Genomic DNA, 19,270 nt, shown 5'->3' with positions numbered 1-19,270 from the left:
TAAAGTATAAAGAAATCGGGGTTCATCTGGGTTAAGGTGCTGAAAGATTACAGCACCCCAACATTTGACTTAGAACCCTTTCTGCTAGTGTCCAAACACCCGCTGAAATTTTTGTACTCAGACTAAGAACGCCACGTCCTGTGGCAAAGACTGAGTGACCAACATCGTATTGGCCCAAAGCCCCAGCGGATGTCACGGAATCGGAGAGGAGTTCAGAGGATTTTAGGCTAAATGACCTGCATGGTGTTGTTGTTGCCGTTTCGCTTTCGCACAGTCCAAAACCAGTTGCTGCTGCTTCGCTATCACTGCGCTTTCGCAAAAAAACTCTGCAGGCCTAAGCACAAAGCCGATTCCGTACGCAATTATGCTGAGGCATAATTGATAATCATACAACTGCTACAAGTAGATTTTGCAGGAAGTGTTAGAAAAATAAAGCACGAGAGAAAAGGTTATCAATATTTAGAAATAACAAAAAATAAATTTTTGATCCATATTATATGTATAGTAAGTTTTGGATAGAAAATTTTACTATAGGGTGGGTTATTATGAAAAATCATCGAAAAAGAAGAGGCCTTTCTGTGCGAGCCCGATTAATATGGGCGTTTGCTTTGACACTTTTAATTCCCAGCATTGCTATTGGTTCGTTTTCGTATTTGAAGTCTTCTGATCAATATCATAAGGAATTAAGTGAAAGTTCACGCGAAAATGTAGATTTATTAAATACACTCATCTCAAATGAGATATCACCTATTCAAAGTGATGTGGAATATTTAGCTGCTTCTTTTAATAAGAATGTGCAAGATGCAGATGCTTTGAAGGAAATGGAAAAATATAATGCTTTACATAGCAACGTCTCTGTTGTCAATTTGGCAATTGAGGGGCATAAATTTATGCGTGAACCACAAGCTGAATCTTCAACGGATTATGATCCATTTACACGACCATGGTACTTAACGGCTATTGAATCACCTGGCAAAAACGTTATGATTGATCCATATAAATCAACGATTACAGGTGAATTAATATTAGCAGTATCAGCTGGTTTACAGGATCGTTCAGGGGTTATTTCTATTGGTCTAAATTTAGACGGAATTTCCGAGCTAGTGAAATCAGTGGAAATTGGTGATAATGGCTATGCTACATTAGTAAATGCCAATAATCTTATTATTGCTGATCCACAGTTAGAGGTAGGATCGGAACTCAAAAAGTCATATATAGAAAAGATGCAAGGAAAAGAAGATGGTAGTTTTACCATTAAGGAAGATGGAAAAGAGTATCAAGTATTTTTCACTACCAATAAACTTACAGGTTGGAAAATCGTTGGTACTATGGATTTAGCAGATGTAGCAACTGTCACAAAACCAATTTTAACAAACACTATGACAGTCATTGTTATTGCTCTTATCATGTTTGGAATCATTGGTACCTTCATTATAAGATCAATCATTCAGCCATTACAAAAGTTGTCAACAGTAGCTGAGCAGGTAGGAGACGGTGATTTACGCAATTTAATTGAAATTAAAAGAGAAGATGAGATAGGTAAATTGGCGGATATATTCAATAAAATGATCTTATCTTTGCGTGGTGTAGTTGGTAACATTGGTGAGGAATCAAATCAGTTAGCTGCATCATCGGAGGAACTTACAGCAAGTACATCAGAAAATAAACGAGCGACATCACAAATTGTTGATTCCATTCAAACATTTGCTGAAACGGTTGATGTGCAAGCAGAAACAATTAATGATAGCACTAACGCTGTACTTGAAATGTCTTCATCGATTCAACAAATTGCAGTAAAGGCTGATACTGTTAATGAGATGTCGAATAAAGCAATGGAAGCTGTTATGATAGGAGACAAAACTATTCAAACAGCAATTGGCCAAATGGAAATGATTCAAAGTACTGTTCAGGAACTGGAAAGTACGGTACAAACATTAAGCGATCGTTCAAATGAAATCGGACGTATTGTAGAGGCAATTACGCAAATTGCTGATCAAACAAATCTTTTAGCTTTAAATGCTGCAATTGAAGCTGCTCGTGCTGGTGAGCATGGAAAAGGTTTTGCAGTTGTTGCTGATGAGGTACGAAAGCTTGCAGAGCAATCCGCACAATCAACAATGCAAATAAAAGATATCATTGGTTATATTCAAACCGATACAAAACTAGCAGTTGAATCAATGACTGCTGGCTCAGCTGAAGTCGTAAAGGGAATTGAAGTAACAAATATGGCAGGAAAGTCATTCAAAGAAATTAATAATAATGTACAAAGCGTAACCTATGAAATAGGAGAAATTTCAGAGACAGCAAAAGTTATTTCTGAACACTCCAATCAAGTGGCAATCGGAATTGAAAGTGTGCTTCAGCAAACAAATGAAAATACAGCAAATGCACAAAATATATCTGCCGCAACAGAGGAACAGCTTGCTTCTATGGAAGAAATCGCTGCATCGGCCGAAGCCCTTGCTAAAATGTCTGAAAATCTACAACAAACAATTAAACAGTTTAAATATTAAGGCTAAACAAAAATCCAGAAATAATTTTTTTTGTGAGCTGTCTCGTAATGAGGCAGCTTATTTAGTTGGAAGACCGTCAGGCGAACGTATTAATATTTTATGAGTAAGTAGCCACTGTGTACTTTTTGGATATTTTGCGTTTTTAATAATATTTTGAAATTACAAAAAATAAATCTTAAGTATTTATTATGTGTATAGTAGAAATTGGATAGAAAAAAATAGTAAGAGGAGATAATGATTTTGAAAGAGTATCGAAAAAGAAAAAGCTTATCTGTGCGTGCTCGGTTAATCTGGGCTATTACAATGACACTCTTAATTCCGAGTATTGCAATTGGTACGTTCTCATATTTGAAATCAGATAATTTATATTATAACGAATTAAGTAATAAATCTCTTGAGAATGTCGATTTAATAAATACTTTAGTAACAAAAGAAATTTCCCCAATCATAAGTGATGCAGAATATTTGGCTGCTTATTTTAATAAGGATTGGGAAGATGCAGCTGCATTAAAGGAATTAGATAAATACAATGCTTTACATAATAGTGTTTCAGTAGTCGCTTTAACTCTAGAAGGCCATGATTTTTTACGAAATCCATATCATGAAATGCCTTCTGATTATAATCCATTTTTGCGTCCTTGGTATATAAAGGCTATAGAGTCGCCAGGTAAAGGCGTCGTGATGGACCCCTATAAATCAAATATTTCAGGCGATTTAACTTTAACTGTAGCGGCAGGATTGCGTGACAAATCCGGGGTTGTTTCCATAGATTTGAAACTTGGCGAAATTTCAGAGCTCATAGATGCTGTAGAGATTGGGAAAAGTGGCTATGCCTCATTAGTGAATGCCAATAATCTTACGATAGCAGATCCGAATGTTGAAGTAGGAACTAAGCTGAAAGATTCATACATAGAAAAGATGCAAGGAAAAGAAGAAGGTAGCTTTACAATTCAGGAAGATGGCGTGGAGCATCAAGTATTTTTCACTACTAATAAACTAACAGGATGGAAAATTATCGGTGTTATGGATGTAGCGGATGTTACAGCTGTCACAGCGCCAATTTTAAAATCGACTATAGCAGTCATTGCTACTGCTTTAATTATTTGTGGGATCATTGGTGGTATGATCATTGCCTCAATCATTCGTCCACTAAAAGAACTATCGACAGTTGCTGAACAAGTAGGAGAAGGCGATTTACGTAACTTTATCGACATAAGAAGAAATGATGAAATCGGTAAATTAGCTACTATTTTTAATAAAATGATTTCTTCGTTACGTGAAGTAGTTGGTAATATTGGTGAGGAATCAAATTTATTGGCCAATTCTTCAGAGGAGCTGACTGCAAGTACTGCAGAGAATAAGCGAGCAACATCACAAATTGTTGATTCCATTCAAACACTTGCTGAGACGATTGATATGCAGGCAGAGACTGTTAGTGAAGGTAATAGTGCTGTACTGGAAATGTCATCATCTATTCAGCAAATTTCTGCAAAAGCAGGTGCAGTAAGTGATATGTCTAATAAAGCTATGGACGCTGTTATGATCGGTGATGAAACTATTCAAACAGCTGTTCAACAAATGACCATGATTCAAAATACTGTACAAGCACTAGAAAATACAGTGCAAACATTAGACAAGCGTTCTCACGAAATTGAGCACATTGTTGAGGCTATAACCCAAATTGCTGATCAAACGAACCTATTAGCTTTAAACGCAGCAATTGAAGCCGCACGTGCGGGTGAACAAGGAAAAGGCTTCGCGGTCGTAGCTGAAGAGGTACGAAAGCTAGCGGAACAATCTGCACAATCCACGCTGCAAATTAAGGGTATTATTTCACAGATTCAAGAAGATACAAATCTAGCAGTTGAATCAATGGCTGCTGGTTCAGCTGAGGTCGTTAAGGGGATTGATATAACAAACATGGCAGGAAAGTCATTTGAAGAGATTCGTACGAATGTACAAAGTGTAACCTCTGAAATAGGACATATTTCAGAAGCATCTAAAGTTATCTCTCAACACGCCAATCAAGTGACGATAGGGATTGAAAGTGTGCTTGAACAAACGAATGAAACTACAGCAAGTGCCCAAAATATTTCCGCTGCAACTGAGGAGCAACTTGCCTCTATGGAAGAAATCGCAGTATCAGCCGCTACTCTTGCTAAAATGTCTGAAAATCTTCAACAGACGATTCAACAATTCAAATATTAAGTTGAAACGAAAACTTTTTGATAAGTTTTTAATATAAAAAATTTCGCTAACTCCAGTAGAAAGCAAGTTGTATAAAACTTGTCATCTGCGGGAGTATAGCGAAATTTTTTGTCTATAAGTCCAATTTATTTCATCTTTTTAGCTTTCTCGGTATTCGCAAAATGCCATTTCGTAATGCAACGTAAAAATTCCTCACCTTGTTTTCGCCAAATGCGAGCTGCTAAGGCATCTACTTTTGCTGAAGCCCCCTTCAACAACTCTATCCCGGCAATCTCACTCAGTCGGTCCATTTCTTTTAAAAACGCCGCACGAGCTAATATCGATGCAGTTGCTACTGAAACATGTAATTGCTCGGCCTTCGTAGAAAATAGCACATCATCTCGAACAATATCTCGTTCATTTTTTAAATAATTGTAATACACGCCACGTTCCGCAAACTGATCTATCAAGATCTGTTCTGGTTTTTCGGGAGCCATTTTTGACAGTGTATTTTTAAGTGCCTTATTATGCATCATAGCTTTCATTTTACCTTGTGAGTAGCCTCGTGACTGTAATTCGTTGTATTTTTCATTGCGTAGTACAAGTACACTATGGACGCAAGCTGCACGTAAATCGGGTGCTATTTTACGCATGTAATCATCTGTTAGCATTTTGGAGTCTTTGACACCAAGTTCGTTAATAAGCGCAATTTTTGATGAAGGGACATATACGGCTGCAACTGTAATTGGACCAAAGTAATCGCCAGTACCTGTTTCATCTGAGCCTAGCACCGACATCGTAGCAAAACCTTCTGGCAGGGTGTCACCCTTTGCTCCAATCGATGATGTTTTCTGTGTGTTTGTTACTTCTACGCTTCCCCAGCGTGCAGCTTCTCGCTCAGCGCCTCCCCCTTGGAACATTAATTTTCCTGATTTGTACATCGTAATGGCTGTATCAGGGAGCTTTGCAGCAAAGATTACCCCTGGTGCTTTACGTTCTACAAAATGGTTTGCGTAGTAGGACATCACCTCTTTTTGTATATTTGTTGATATTGAAAGTACAATATTTGACATTTCCTCGTTCCTTTCTGTCCTCGTTGTTCACAATTTTATACCTTTCATGGTATGATAATAAATAGCTTTTTTGTGTAAGTTGCTCACAATCGGAAAAATCGTGAGCACAAAAATTAAAAAGGGGGGTGCGACTATGGGAAATCAAGAAAAGAATAAAATTTCTGTGGAAATATACGGTCATACTTATAAAATGGTCGGCTCTGAATCCATTGGACATATGCGACTTGTCGCTTCTATTGTTGATGACCGTATGCGCGAAATGAATGTACATAATCCCTCTCTTGATAGCACAAAGCTTGCCGTTCTTACAGCAGTAAATACCGTTCACGATTATTTACTATTAAAAGAACGAATGGAGCAACTAGAAGAAGAAGTGAAAAAATTAAAGGGTTGAAGTGAATGTTAGATCTAATCATATTAGCGGTACTATTAGCCGGGCTCATCGTTGGAGCAAAACGTGGTTTCATTGTACAGATGATGCATATCGTTAGCTTTATAGTTGCCCTAATTGTTGCGTATATCTATTATAAACCATTAGCACAAAAAATGGTGTTTTGGGTCCCGTATCCAGGGGTAACGGATTCAGGTAGTCTTGGAGTAGTCATTGATAGCCTGGATATAGACCGTACTTTTTACCGTGTCATTGCGTTTGCTGTTATATTCTTTGCGGTGAAAATTACAATGCAAATTGTGGCATCGATTTTTGATTTTATAGCGTATTTACCTGTATTAGGTACAGTGAATCGTTGGCTTGGAGCATTGTTAGGCATGATTGAAAACTATTTAATTATGTTTATCTTGCTTTACATTCTTGCTTTATTACCAGTTGATTCTATCCAAAGTTTAATGTCGAAGTCGTTGTTAAGTGGTCTCATTTTGGAGCATACCCCAATTATTACGAGCATGTTCCAAAACTGGTGGTATATTTATATGCAATAGCAAACTGTGCACTTCTCTCGGTTTTGAGGGAAGTGTTTTTACGATAGGAGGAATTCCCAATGAACAAAAAAACAATTATTCGCACATTAGAAAAGATTGCATTGTATATGGAATTACAAGGGGAAAATCCATTCAAAGTGTCGGCCTTTCGAAAAGCTGCTGCTGCACTCGAGGGAGACGAGCGCTCATTGAGTGAGATGGAGGATGTAACAAAGCTTAAAGGTATAGGTAAAGGTACAGCTGCTGTTATTGAGGATTTAATAACAAATGGTGAATCGAGCTTATTAAAAGAATTAGAGGACATTGTACCAAAAGGATTGCTGCCGTTATTAAAACTTCCAGGCTTAGGTGGTAAAAAAATAGCTAAGCTTCATCAAGAGTTAGGAATTGATTCTGCCGAAAGTTTAAAGGCAGCTTGTGAAGCTTGTAAAGTTCGTGAGCTAGCAGGCTTTGCGGAAAAAACTGAAGAAAAAATTTTAAAAGAACTTGCAAATTTATCGAATCGATCAGAACGTTTGCCGATTTGGCAGCTTGAGCCTGTTGTTTTACAAATTGAAGCGCTTCTAGGTAGTATGGAAGCAGTTGAGCGTTTTTCTGTTGCTGGAAGCTTCCGCCGTGCAGCAGAAACAAGTAAAGATATTGATTTTATTGTTGTAACGGAAGCAGTTGAGGCTGTACGTGAAAAGCTACTGAATGAGCTTTCTGTACAAGAAGTAGTAGCTGCTGGCGATACGAAGATTTCAGTTATTTTAGATTTAGAAGAGCCTGTAAGTGTAGATTTTCGATTAGTGAGAGATGTTGAATATGCAACGGCCTTACATCATTTCACAGGCTCAAAAGATCACAATGTCCGCATGCGTCAGATTGCAAAAGCCCGTGGTGAAAAGATTAGTGAATACGGTGTGGAACAAGCGGATGGCACTGTTTTAACGTTTAAGGATGAAGCGGAATTTTTTGCGCATTTTGATTTACCATTTATCCCACCTAGCTTGCGTACAGGAACAACGGAATTCGATAAAACGGATGACATTCAACATCTTGTGAAATTAGAAGATATTAAAGCAGATTTACATATGCATACGACGTGGTCTGATGGTGCATACTCTGTAGCGGAAATGGGCGAGGCATTAATAGCACGTGACTATCAATATAGCGTTATTACTGACCATTCACAATTTTTAAAAGTAGCAAATGGTTTAACGCCAGAGCGTTTAACAAAGCAACGTGTTGAAATTGAGGCATTTAATGAGGCACATCCAGATTTCCATTTATATGCGGGGACAGAAATGGACATTTTGCCAGATGGTTCACTCGATTTTGAAGATGATGTGCTGAGAGAGTTAGACTTCGTCATTGCCTCTATTCACTCTAGCTTTACACAATCGCAGGACAAAATTATGGCACGCTTACTGACAGCAATGCAAAATCCGTATGTTCATATGATTGCACATCCAACTGGCCGCATTATTGAGGATCGTACTGGCTATAATCCTGATATGGAGCAATTAATTGCTTGGGCGAAGGAATATGGTAAAATTTTAGAGTTAAATGCGAATCCATATCGTCTTGATTTATGTGTTGAGCATTTAGAAATGGCTTTAACAGCTGGCGTACCCGTAGCAATCAATACGGATGCCCACGATATTGCTCACTTACGCTTTATGGATATCGGGGTACGCTACGCAAACAGAGCATGGTTGAAAAAGGATATGATTGTGAACACATGGACGCGAGAACAATTTGAAGCGTTTATTCGACGAAATAAATAGGTTGAGGAGGTGTTCTCAGTGATTGCAGAACGCGCATTGAAAACACTAGAATATGATAAAGTACGTCAGCAAGTGGCTACATACTGTACTTCTTCAATCGGTAAATCTGCCGTTGATGAACTTGTACCACAGACAGACTATGAAAAGGTGGTTCAATTATTAGAAGAAATGGACGAAGGACTATCCATTTTACGTGTTAAAGGCAATGTACCAATGGGTGGGATTTTTGATGTACGACCAGCTGCAAGGCGTGCACAAATCGGGGGCATGCTTTCAGCGGTAGAATTAATGGAAGTATCAAGTACGATTCGAGCAAGTAGAATTCTTCGTAATTTTATTGAAGATATAGAATCAGAAGAAGTGATTAATATTCCTCATTTCATCGCCAAAAAGGAAGCAATGCCTGTTTTGACGGGCTTGCAGCATGAAATCAATAACTGTATTGATGAAAACGGCTCAGTGCTAGACTATGCAAGCCAAACGTTGCGATCGATTCGCCAATCTTTGCGCGCTGAGGAAGCTAAAGTACGATCTAAGCTAGAAAGCCTTACACGCGGGAGCAATGCTTCAAAAATGCTCTCAGATACACTTGTAACGATTCGAAATGATCGCTTCGTTATCCCTGTTAAGCAAGAATACCGTCATCATTATGGTGGAATTGTGCATGATCAATCATCTTCTGGTCAAACATTATTTATCGAGCCAGATTCGGTTGTTCAAGCGAATAATGAAATTCATCGCTTAAAAATGAAAGAGCAAGCTGAAGTTGAACGCATTTTACTTACATTAAGTGCGATGGTAGAGGAAGTAGCTCCAGATCTATTTAACTTAGTAAAAGTACTAGGCGAGATTGACGTCATTTTAGCTAAAGGTAAGTACGGTCAAGCGAACAAATGTACAATGCCTAAAATGAATAACGATGGCTACATTCGACTTGTGCGTGCACGTCATCCGCTATTACCGATTGAAACGGCCGTTGCTAACGATATTGAATTCGGGAAAGATATAACGGCAATTGTCATTACAGGACCAAACACTGGTGGTAAAACTGTCACGTTAAAAACAGTTGGATTGTGTACATTAATGGCACAGGCTGGCTTACCAGTGCCTGCACTTGATGGTTCAGAGCTTGCTGTTTTCAAACAGCTTTTCGCGGATATTGGAGATGAACAGTCAATTGAGCAATCACTGTCAACATTCTCTTCCCATATGGTCAACATAGTAGATATCTTACAAAAATTTGATGACGAATCACTCGTACTATTTGATGAATTAGGTGCCGGTACAGATCCTCAGGAAGGGGCGGCTCTGGCCATCTCCATTTTAGATGAAGTACATGGTCGCGGTGCCCGCGTGATGGCAACGACGCACTATCCTGAGCTAAAAGCATACGGCTATAATCGTCCAGGAGTAGCAAATGCGAGTGTAGAGTTCGATATCGAGACATTGAGCCCAACATATCGTCTACTAATCGGAGTACCAGGCCGCTCTAATGCATTTGAAATTTCAAGTCGTCTAGGTTTACCTGAGTCGATTATAGACCGTGCGAAAAGCTTTACAGGTACAGATCGCCATGAGGTGGAGTCCATGATTGCTTCGCTTGAAGAAACTCGTCGCCAATCAGAAGATGATGCAGAACGCTCACATGAATTAATGATAGAATCTGAAGCCTTACGCAAAGAGCTACAAGGGAAACTACAAGCTTACGAAGACCGCAAAGAGGCACTCGATAAAAAAGCGAAAGAAAAAGCACGTAAAATTGTTGATGAAGCAAAGAGAGAAGCAGAATCAATTATTGCGGAGCTTCGAGAAATGCGCAAAAATGCAGACCAAGTTGTTAAGGAGCATGAACTCATCGAAGCTCGTAAACGATTGGAAGAAGTTACACCGCTTGAAAACAACAAAGTGTTGAAAAAAGCAGCACAAGTAAAGGCCCGTACACAAAACTTAGTTGTCGGGGACGAGGTAAAGGTGTTAAGCTATGGACAACGGGGAACATTGCTCGAAAGAGTATCGAATTCCGAATGGGTTGTCCAAATGGGCATTTTGAAAATGAAAATCGCAGATAGTGACCTAGAGTACATTAAACCAGAAAAAGAACCTGTGCAACGTATGGCTGGTGTAAAAAATCGCAGCAACCATGTAAAATTAGAATTAGATTTACGCGGCGAACGATATGAAGATGCCATTTTACGTACAGAAAAATATATTGATGATGCCTTGCTTGCTAACTATGGGCGTGTATCAATTATTCATGGTGTCGGTACAGGTGCACTACGTCAAGGAATTCAAAGCTATTTGAAAAAGCATAAGCGTGTAAAATCCTTCCGTTTTGGTGAAGCCGGCGAGGGGGGCTTAGGCGTCACAGTTGTGGAATTGAAATAAGCTGTAAAGGGGACGGAGAAAATGCTGAATTCTAGCTTTTGGCGATATCCAATTATCGAAACGGCAGGATATTTTAGTGTTGTCGTATTGTGTTTAGTCGTCTCGATGGCATTGTTCGAAGTCGTTACGAAATATAAAAATTGGGAAGAAATTAAAAAAGGTAATATCGCTGTGGCACTCGCAACAGGTGGGAAAATACTAGGAATCTGTAATATTTTTCGCTTTTCCATTGCGCGCCATAGCACTTTAAGTGAAATGATTGGCTGGGGCCTTTTTGGTTTTACATTACTAATTGTTGCATATTTCTTATTTGAATTTATGACACCACGTTTTAATGTCGATGAAGAAATCGCAAATGACAATCGCTCAGTCGGCTTCATTTCCTTTACCATTTCAGTCGGTCTATCGTTTGTTATTGGGGCAAGTATTGCATAGGAGTGTAATGACATGGAAAAATTAGCAAAAGTACTAATCGTTGTCTGCATCGCATTTTTGGCAGTCGGTGTCTATTATATGATGACCGTTTAAACAAAAAACGCATCCTTTTATGAGGATGCGTTTTTTATATTGATAGGGTGAAGAGAAGAACTGCTGCTCGGTTGTCTAGATACGGAAAGAAGAGCCGGGGCGACGGAAAGAAGTTGGGGTGACGGATAGAACAGCCAAAATCGTGGATAGAACAGTCAAAGTGACGGATAGAACCGTCAAAGCAACGGAAAGAAAAGCCACAGCGATAAGTACTTACTTCTAAATGTCTAGAGTAGCTTCGAAAACTGCTTAGATGAGTTAAGAACTGCACAGGTCCGGAGAGGAAGCGGTCAGTTGAGTGTGTCATCGCATTAATAAATAATACCCCCGAAAAAATCATAAGTTACATCAACCTCATATCAAACCATCGCAGAATACTACTAACATCTATTAAGTTTCCTTCATCTATCTAAAAAGTTAGCAATAAAAAATTATTTTTCGAATATAGAAATATGAACTCAGTCTTGAGTATAAAAAAAGTAAGAGTGAATGAGTATTCATAAAGCGCATTGATCCAAACCCCAAGAAATACAGTTATATAAATGTTGTTAAATGCATAATAATTAATCGTAAATGCATTTATTTTCTATTTTATGTTTGAAAGAGTATTTCTTTTTCATTATAATTAAAATAAGAGTTTACAAAGTTTGGAACAAAGGGGAGAGGACGTATGACAACAAAACCATGGCTATCAAATTATCCTGAAGAAGTACCATCGTCTTTAACGTTTGAGGAAATTCCTGTGCAAGAGTTTTTGACACGCGCCTATAAAAAGAATCCATCCAAAGTTGCGATTCATTTTATGGGAAAGGATTTGACGTATACTGAGTTATATGAGTCAGCGCTTAGGTTCGCAAACTATTTACAAGCCCTTGGGGTGGAAAAGGGAGATCGAGTAGCGATTATGCTACCAAACTCACCACAAAGTGTAATCGCTTACTACGGGGCAATGTATGCTGGAGCGATTGTCGTACAAACAAATCCACTTTATACTGAGCGTGAACTTCAATATCAAATGGCTGATTCAGGTGCGAAAGTAATTTTATTGATGGATATTTTGTATCCACGTGTTATGAAAATTATCAAAGAAACTGCGCTTGAAAATGTAATTGTCACAGCTATTAAAGATTATTTGCCATTTCCTAAAAATTTGGTCTATCCATATATTCAAAAAAAGCAGTACGGTTTTAGTGTCAAGGTTGAACATAGTGGTCAAAATCATTTATTCACAGAAATTATGCGCTCCGCTCCTATCAAAATGATTGATATTCCATTTGATTTTGAAGAGGACATTGCACTGCTTCAATATACAGGTGGAACGACTGGCTTTCCTAAGGGTGTGATGCTAACCCACAAAAACTTAATTGCTAATACAATGATGTGTGATACATGGATGTATAAATGTATACATGGAGAGGAAACCATTATGGGCATCCTACCATTCTTCCATGTCTATGGTATGACTACTGTTATGTTATTATCCGTTTTCACGCAAAATAGAATGGTGTTATTACCAAAGTTTGATGCAGAGACAGCGTTGAAAACGATAGATAAGCAAAAACCGACTCTTTTCCCAGGTGCACCGACCTTATATATTGGTCTATTAAATCACCCGGATATTGCAAAGTATGACTTATCGTCTATAAAAGCATGCTTAAGTGGTTCTGCTTCATTGCCAGTAGAGGTGCAAGAGAAATTTGAAGCGGCAACAGGGGGAAAGCTTGTAGAAGGATATGGGTTAACAGAAACTTCTCCTGTCACACATGCTACACCTATTTGGGGAAAGCGTGTCATGGGCTCAATTGGTTTACCTTGGCCAAATACGGATTCAGTAATTTTACGTACAGGGGATACAGAGGTGCTTCCAGTCGGTGAGGTAGGAGAAATAGCTGTAAAGGGACCACAGGTTATGAAAGGTTATTGGAATCGCCCTGAAGATACGGCAGCGTCGTTCGTAGATGGCTGGTTTTTAACAGGCGATTTAGGCTATATGGACGAGGGAGGCTATTTCTATGTAGTTGACCGTAAAAAAGATATCATTATCGCAGGTGGCTTTAATATTTACCCTCGTGAGGTAGAGGAAGTACTATATGAGCGAGAGGAAATCCAAGAGTGTGTCGTTGCGGGCATACCAGACCCGTATCGTGGAGAAACAGTAAAAGCTTATATTGTTTTAAAAGAAGGATATTCGATTACGGAAGACGAATTAAATAAATATTGCCGTCAAAACTTAGCCTCTTTCAAAGTTCCGCGCTATTATGAGTTTAGAGATGAGCTACCGAAAACGGCTGTTGGGAAAATTTTACGTCGCTCGTTAGTAGACGAAGAAAAAACAAAATTGGTGAATAAAGAAGCAAAATAAATACGTGGTAAAGTATTGACAAGCAAAGTTGTAAATTATAATATGAAAATATGAATGAATGACCATTCATATTTTCATATTTTTTTAGGTTAACACGTCACATCCTTCACAATACATCAGCATGAATGGGACGTGTGCAAGTTTTTTTAGGTGGTGATATAAAAGTGAAACGTGATAAGCCAAAGTATAAGCAAATTATTGATGCAGCTGTCATCGTTATTGCAGAAAATGGGTATCACCAAGCACAGGTATCGAAGATTGCTAAACAGGCAGGGGTGGCCGATGGAACAATCTATTTATATTTTAAAAATAAAGAAGATATATTAATTTCTGTCTTTAATGAAAAAATGGCTGTTTTTGTAGAGTCATTACAAGATATAATAGAAAATGGAAGTACGTCTAAGGACAAACTTTCACGAATGATCGCAAATCATTTTAATGTTCTAGCGACTGATCGATATCTAGCAACCGTCACACAATTGGAACTACGACAATCGAATAAAGATTTACGACTAAAGATTAATTCGGTGTTAAGAGAGTATTTAAAATTACTGGATCAAATTTTAATCGAAGGTATGCTATCAGGTGAGTTCAATCAAACGATGGATGTGCGCTTGGCGCGTCAAATGGTGTTTGGAACCATTGACGAAACCATTACGTCGTGGGTCATGAATGAATATCGATATGATTTGATAGAACAGGTTCCAAAAGTTCAGGCATTAATCTTGAACGGTATTAAAGCTTAAAAGGATGTGGAGAAATGGAATTTCTAAGTTGGAAAGCAGAGGATGGAGTAGCGATTATTACAATTGCACGCCCACCAGCAAACGCATTATCTCGCGGAATCATCGCCGAAGTAAATGCTGTGCTAGATGAAGTAGAAAATGATGACACTGTACGTGTCCTTGTACTTCATGGCGAAGGTCGTTTCTTCTCAGCAGGTGCAGATATTAAAGAGTTTACAGAGGTTGTTTCTGGTGATGAATTTTCAAAGCTAGCGAGCAATGGTCAACAAGTTTTTGAACGAGTTGAAACGTTCTCTAAACCTATTATTGCTGCAATTCATGGCGCTGCACTAGGCGGGGGACTTGAACTAGCGATGAGTTGTCATCTGCGCTTTGTGACAGAATCTGCGAAATTAGGACTACCTGAATTACAATTAGGTCTTATTCCAGGTTTTGGGGGTACACAACGTCTACCACGATATGTAGGAGTTGCAAAAGCTGCAGAAATGATGTTCACAAGTGAGCCGATTTCTGGTACAGAAGCTGTACAATGGGGTTTAGCAAATCGTGCATTTACAGATGAAGCATTATTAGAAGAAACGTTAAAGGTAGCAAAGAAAATTGCGAAGAAGAGTCCGGTTGCTTTAAAAGCAGCTATTCACACATTGCAATATGCAAAGCATGCTTCATTCTATGAAGGGATTGAGGCGGAAGCAAAATCCTTTGGTACAGTATTCGTTTCGGAAGATGCAAAAGAGGGAATTCAAGCATTTATTGCAAAACGCGAGCCTGTGTTTACTGGTAAATAATATTCCATCAGTGTCGATAGCGACTTGAAAGAGTGTTATCGACACTGAAAATATATAATATTTATAAGTTTACTTAGAAATAAAAATCGTTTCAGGGGGTATGGATATATGAATATTTTTGCATTAATTAAACGTACGTTTGATACAGAAGAAAAAATCGTTGTGTCGGGTGGTAAAATCCAAGAGGATGGCGCAGAATTCATCATCAATCCTTACGATGAATATGCCATTGAAGAAGCTATTCAAGTACGAGACGCTGCTGGCGGTAAAGTAACAGTTGTTTCAATTGGTGGCGAAGATGCAGAGAAGCAATTACGCACAGCTCTTGCAATGGGTGCTGATGAAGCGGTTCTGATTAATACAGAAGACGATTTAGATGAACTAGATCAAAATGCAGCTGCATATATTTTAGCTGAATATTTAAAAGATAAAGACGCTGATTTAATTTTATCAGGAAACGTTGCAATTGACGGAGGCTCTGGTCAAGTAGGACCCCGTGTTGCAGATTTACTAGGCATTAACTATGTTACAACAATTACAAAGCTTGAAATTGATGGCACATCTGCGAAAATTGTACGTGATATTGAAGGTGACTCAGAAGTGATCGAGACATCTTTACCACTTTTAGTAACAGCTCAGCAAGGTTTAAACGAGCCGCGTTACCCATCTTTACCAGGGATTATGAAAGCAAAGAAGAAACCGCTTGCAGAAATTGAGTTAGATGATTTAGATATCGATGAAGATGATGTAGAAGTTAAGGTAGAAACAGTTGATATTTTCTTACCAGCTCAAAAGGCAGCAGGTCGTGTTCTTGAGGGCGAACTTTCAGCTCAAGTAAAAGAGCTAGTAAACCTACTTCATACAGAGGCAAAAGTAGTTTAAGTCATCTGATGACACAAATCGAATCTTAAAGGGTAACGGAGGGAATATACTATGTCAAAAAAAGTATTAGTATTAGGTGAAGTTCGTGAAGGAAGCTTACGTAATGTTTCTTTCGAAGCAATTGCGGCTGCAAAGCAAATCGCTGATGGCGGTGAGGTTGTTGGTGTTCTTTTAGGAGATGCCGTAGCAGGTTTAACAGGTCCATTATTTGAATATGGTGCTGACCGTGTTGTAACGGTGGAGCATCCACATTTAAAACAATATACATCTGATGGCTATGGTCAAGCTTTATTAGCTGTAATTGAGGAAGAAAAGCCGGCAGGTATCGTGTTTGGTCATACTGCAAACGGTAAAGATTTATCACCAAAAATTGCAAGTAAATTACAAGCAGGTCTTGTATCTGATGTAACGTCTATGGAAGGTACTGGTGATGATGTTGTATTCATCCGTCCAATTTACTCTGGTAAAGCTTTTGAAAAAGTGAAAGTAAAAGACGGCATAGTTTTAGCTTCAGTTCGTCCAAATAATATTGCGCCATTAGAAAAAGTAGCAGGAAAATCTGGTGACATCACTTCTCTTACTGTAGATATTACAAACCTTCGTACAATTATTAAAGAGGTTGTACGTAAATCTTCTGAGGGTGTCGATCTTTCAGAGGCAAAAGTTGTTGTAGCAGGTGGTCGTGGCGTAAAGTCTGAGGATGGCTTTGAACCATTAAAAGAGCTAGCGGATTTACTTGGTGGTGCAGTTGGAGCTTCACGTGGAGCATGTGATGCTGAATATTGTGACTACTCACTTCAAATTGGTCAAACAGGTAAGGTAGTAACACCGGACCTTTACATTGCAGCAGGTATTTCTGGAGCAATTCAGCATTTAGCGGGAATGTCAAATTCAAAAGTAATCGTTGCTATTAATAAGGATCCAGAGGCAAATATTTTCAAAGTTGCGGACTACGGTATCGTAGGCGATTTATTTGAAGTAGTGCCTCTTCTAATCGAAGAATTTAAAGCGTTAAAAGTGAACGCATAATAAATGTGCAGGGAGGATGTATCTTCCCTGCTTTTTTTGTTGAATTTTTCGACTTTTTAAAGTTATTGCAAAATAAAATGTTGACATAATTAATTTTAGAACGTATAGTGATGAATATTAATTTAACTTATTTCAGCGGATCAAACACTCAGTGAAATAAGTTAAAGCCTCCGGCGGATGTCACGGAATCATGCCGAGGCATAATTGATTTTTAATCAAAAGAAACGCAAAGATTAGGAGTAGTAAAAGCTCATTATTTGGTGAAGAGAGCTGCGGGTTGGTGCAACGCAGTCCAATAAGACTTTGAACTTGCCTATGAGCGGTAAGATAAATAGAATTTTCAGAATATTCTATTTGTTGGACGGTTAACCTTCGTTACTAGGTTTTTAAGTAGGGTTCTAAAAGAACCAATTAGAGTGGTACCGCGGTTTGCTTATGGCATATCGTCTCTTCTTTCATTTATTAATGAAGGAACAGACGATATGCCTTTTTTTGTCTAGGCTAAACGCTACATCCTCGAGGTCGCTTCGATCCCTCGGGAAAAAGTGGAGGAGCGCTTACTTTTGCTTCGGGCTCTCCAGCGCTTGTCGGATGTAAACGAGCGCTATAGCGCATTTGTTGATTTTAGGAGGTAAGGAAATGGAAAACGACAATCAGAAATTAAAAAGAACGATGACCTCACGGCATATTACGATGATGGCTTTAGGTGGTGCCATTGGTGCAGGGTTATTTAAAGGAAGTAGTGCAGCTATTGATATGGCAGGGCCATCAGTACTTATTGCGTACTTAATTGGTGGGATTATCCTGCTGTTTGTTATGCAAGGTTTAGCAGAAATGGCAGTCCGTAATAGCGAAGCCAGAACATTTAGAGATCTAGTGCAAGCTGTTTTAGGAAAGTTTCCAGCTTATTTCCTAGATTGGATCTATTGGAAAATGTGGGTGTTGAATATTGCTGCAGAATCTATAGTTGCGGCCATTTTTATTCAATATTGGTTGCCAGATTACCCGATTTGGATACTTGCATTATCTGTTTCGGTGTTAGTTACAGCCGTAAACTTATTATCAGTGAAAGTCTTTGCTGAAACTGAATATTGGCTGGCGTTGATTAAAATTACCGTTATTGTGGTGTTCATTATAGCGGGATTAATTTTATTGCTTGTTACTTTTGGTAATCATACAGCTGTTGGCTTTTCTAATTTAACGGAACATGGTGGTTTCTTCCCGAACGGATCAATGGGATTGATTTCTGCAATGCTTGTAGTTATTTACTCTTATGGTGGTACTGAAATTATTGGTATTACATTAGCTGAAACGAAAAATCCTGAAAAAGTAGTGCCAAAAGCTGTTCGCAGTACATTAGTACGTATTGTAACTTTTTATTTAGTTCCTTTCTTTATTATCGTTAGCTTGATTCCTTGGAATGAAGTAAATGGGGTGCCGGAAAGTCCGTTTGTGATGGTCTTTAAAATGGTTGGGATTCCTGGTGCTGACCATATTATGAACGCTGTAGTTATACTCGCAATTATTTCGTCAATGAACTCGGGGCTTTATGGTTCATCGCGAGTTCTGTATACACAAGCTGTAGACGGGCGTGTTCCTAAAATCTTTGCATATTTATCAAAAAGAAAAGTTCCGGTATATGCCATATTAATGTGTACCTTCGCTTTATATGTAGCTGTAATATTTTCTTTATTTGCGGGAAGCAGAACTTTTGATTTCCTAATGGGTTCACTTGGATATACCGTGTTATTTATTTGGCTAATTATTGCGATTGCACATCTTAAATCGCGTAAAAAACAGCCAGAAAAAACAAGTACCTATGCAGTAAAATTGTTCCCTTACACAACTTGGATAGCTATTATTGCGTTAAGTGCGATTCTAATTGGTATTATTTTTACAACATCTATTATCATAACAGGTATTACTTTAGCTATTTATCTCTTTATTACGTTAACCTATGTCTTTAAAGGTCGTTTTCAAGAAAATTAGGCTACACTAAAAATGAACTTAATGTCTTATTCGACCTGAATTTTCATAAATTAAGCATACTAGGCAGATTGTTCGCTCAA

The 19,270-nt window shown here is 38.4% G+C and carries 14 protein-coding genes and 1 other annotated feature; of the genes, 13 read left to right on the top strand and 1 reads right to left on the bottom strand.

All coding sequences use genetic code 11. From position 1 onward, the window contains the following. The first annotated feature begins 545 nt into the window (after positions 1–545). Positions 546–2,513, top strand: coding sequence for a methyl-accepting chemotaxis protein (locus tag AC3WSK_RS24930; protein ID WP_170939038.1), 1,968 nt, complete (start codon positions 546–548; stop codon positions 2,511–2,513). A 240-nt stretch (positions 2,514–2,753) separates the two neighbouring features. Beyond that, entirely contained in the window at positions 2,754–4,721 is a 1,968-nt protein-coding gene (locus AC3WSK_RS24925; protein ID WP_170939037.1) for a methyl-accepting chemotaxis protein, read from the top strand. A 125-nt stretch (positions 4,722–4,846) separates the two neighbouring features. Here AC3WSK_RS24925 and rnhC read toward each other — a convergent pair whose 3' ends face one another. Continuing rightward, positions 4,847–5,773 carry a ribonuclease HIII gene (rnhC, locus tag AC3WSK_RS24920; protein WP_427483059.1) on the bottom strand — a complete coding sequence of 309 codons (927 nt, stop codon included), beginning with the start codon at positions 5,771–5,773 and terminating at the stop codon, positions 4,847–4,849. Positions 5,774–5,906: 133 nt separating this feature from the next. On the opposite strand from rnhC, the gene zapA reads away from it, so the two are divergent. The 11 genes from zapA to AC3WSK_RS24865 all read left to right on the top strand — a co-directional run bounded on the left by zapA (position 5,907) and on the right by AC3WSK_RS24865 (position 19,190). After that, positions 5,907–6,167 (top strand): cell division protein ZapA, encoded by a 261-nt coding sequence (zapA, locus tag AC3WSK_RS24915; protein WP_079563177.1) that lies wholly within the window; start codon positions 5,907–5,909, stop codon positions 6,165–6,167. A gap of 5 nt (positions 6,168–6,172) precedes the next feature. Next, positions 6,173–6,712 (top strand): CvpA family protein, encoded by a 540-nt coding sequence (locus tag AC3WSK_RS24910; RefSeq protein ID WP_079563176.1) that lies wholly within the window; start codon positions 6,173–6,175, stop codon positions 6,710–6,712. Between the two features lie 59 nt (positions 6,713–6,771). Next, a complete protein-coding gene (gene polX / locus AC3WSK_RS24905; protein WP_492412934.1) occupies positions 6,772–8,481 on the top strand; it encodes a DNA polymerase/3'-5' exonuclease PolX in 1,710 nt (569 codons plus the stop codon). Between the two features lie 18 nt (positions 8,482–8,499). Then, positions 8,500–10,866, top strand: coding sequence for an endonuclease MutS2 (locus AC3WSK_RS24900; protein ID WP_492412936.1), 2,367 nt, complete (start codon positions 8,500–8,502; stop codon positions 10,864–10,866). Positions 10,867–10,887: 21 nt separating this feature from the next. Next, positions 10,888–11,301: a DUF350 domain-containing protein gene (locus AC3WSK_RS24895; RefSeq protein WP_079563173.1), complete on the top strand. Its 414-nt coding sequence runs from the start codon at positions 10,888–10,890 to the stop codon at positions 11,299–11,301. A gap of 763 nt (positions 11,302–12,064) precedes the next feature. Further along, entirely contained in the window at positions 12,065–13,756 is a 1,692-nt protein-coding gene (locus AC3WSK_RS24890; RefSeq protein WP_427483053.1) for an AMP-binding protein, read from the top strand. 164 nt (positions 13,757–13,920) lie between these two features. Further along, positions 13,921–14,502 (top strand): fatty acid metabolism transcriptional regulator FadR, encoded by a 582-nt coding sequence (gene fadR, locus AC3WSK_RS24885; RefSeq protein WP_079563171.1) that lies wholly within the window; start codon positions 13,921–13,923, stop codon positions 14,500–14,502. A gap of 14 nt (positions 14,503–14,516) precedes the next feature. Then, positions 14,517–15,290: an enoyl-CoA hydratase gene (locus AC3WSK_RS24880; RefSeq protein WP_492412939.1), complete on the top strand. Its 774-nt coding sequence runs from the start codon at positions 14,517–14,519 to the stop codon at positions 15,288–15,290. Positions 15,291–15,398: 108 nt separating this feature from the next. Beyond that, positions 15,399–16,172 carry an electron transfer flavoprotein subunit beta/FixA family protein gene (locus AC3WSK_RS24875; RefSeq protein WP_492412940.1) on the top strand — a complete coding sequence of 258 codons (774 nt, stop codon included), beginning with the start codon at positions 15,399–15,401 and terminating at the stop codon, positions 16,170–16,172. A 51-nt stretch (positions 16,173–16,223) separates the two neighbouring features. Beyond that, on the top strand, positions 16,224–17,201 hold the full coding sequence (locus AC3WSK_RS24870; protein WP_079563168.1) for an electron transfer flavoprotein subunit alpha/FixB family protein: 978 nt from the start codon (positions 16,224–16,226) through the stop codon (positions 17,199–17,201). Between the two features lie 220 nt (positions 17,202–17,421). After that, positions 17,422–17,655: a binding site (T-box leader), on the top strand. Between the two features lie 185 nt (positions 17,656–17,840). After that, positions 17,841–19,190 carry an amino acid permease gene (locus AC3WSK_RS24865; protein WP_079563167.1) on the top strand — a complete coding sequence of 450 codons (1,350 nt, stop codon included), beginning with the start codon at positions 17,841–17,843 and terminating at the stop codon, positions 19,188–19,190. Positions 19,191–19,270 lie beyond the last annotated feature (80 nt).

This window comes from Lysinibacillus sp. EB271-A1-10B (assembly GCF_058791335.1).
The sequence above is the reverse complement of the archived record's forward strand: the minus strand, read 5'-3'. Positions and strand labels throughout refer to the sequence as shown.